A 907-nucleotide genomic window follows, 5' to 3' on the forward strand; every position below is an offset into this window, starting at 1 on the left:
TCGTCACTGTCTAGCGAATACGCTTTGCCCTCAAACTGAACGACTTTGATATCGCTTGGCGCAGCTTGTAGCTGAGCGCAAAGCGAAGAGAGCACAAAGAAACTGGCAATTGAGAAACTGCTAATAGCTTGCATATTTGCCTCCTTGGGCTGGCAGATCCTCCTTTGGTGAAGAGGGGAAGATTGCAGTACACAGAACTCCGACTACGAACCATTCTAGGATGATGAAAATAAGGGAGGCGTCTGCAAAGTGAAGCGCGCCGAAGTGACGGCCTGCCAGGTATGAAGCGGGTCCGGAAATGCAACATAAGCAGATGAAAAAATATGGCTTGGCTAAAAACCATTGCAGCGACGAAAGCAGTGTGAGCGTAAACGCACACCACATTATGATTAACCACAAGGGAATTATAAAATCGTTGGTTCTTAACTCGGGGTTCGGAAACTGGTAAACGCCTAGATGCATAAGCAAGCTGTCGATCAGAATGCCGATACACGCGATATACAAGAGTTTTAATGAGTTGTGAGTCGATGCGTTTGTTCGAACGAAATGCACTAATAGCAAGGCGAATGCGCAGAGCGCCAGGTACCAATCTGATAAAATTGCCAGAAACCAACAGCTTTGGAATAACACCGCATTGAGGAGCCTATTTAGTTGTTCCCGAGACATTGAGTAGACTCCTTAATGGTGTGGTTGGCTATATCGCTTATCACTGCCTTATATGCGAGACAGGGGCTCGTTTCTATAACCTGGTTTAGCGAATAACATATGAGATACGCCGATAGAGCGCTCTTTGAAACCTCCTGCGCAGTAGCAGAGGTAGAACTCCCACATACGTTTAAATTCTTTGCTATAGCCTAGCTCTGTGATGGTCGCTGAGGCTTTATTAAATGAATCCAACCATGCTAGC

At 46.1% G+C, this 907-nt stretch carries 1 protein-coding gene and 1 pseudogene; both read right to left on the reverse strand.

Annotated elements, in window-relative coordinates; all coding sequences use genetic code 11:
- Positions 1-120 precede the first annotated feature (120 nt).
- Positions 121-666, reverse strand: coding sequence for a DUF2878 domain-containing protein (locus tag A3766_RS32560; RefSeq protein ID WP_068515392.1), 546 nt, complete (start codon positions 664-666; stop codon positions 121-123).
- A 48-nt stretch (positions 667-714) separates the two neighbouring features.
- Positions 715-907 (reverse strand): annotated as a pseudogene (locus tag A3766_RS29425) (class I SAM-dependent methyltransferase); the annotation flags it as partial.

It is taken from the genome of Oleiphilus sp. HI0132 (genome assembly GCF_001635845.1).

Coding starts and splice junctions, on each gene's coding strand:
- A3766_RS32560 (WP_068515392.1), bottom strand. CDS start 666: ATGTCTCGGGAACAACTAAATAGGCTCCTCAATGCGGTGTTATTCCAA.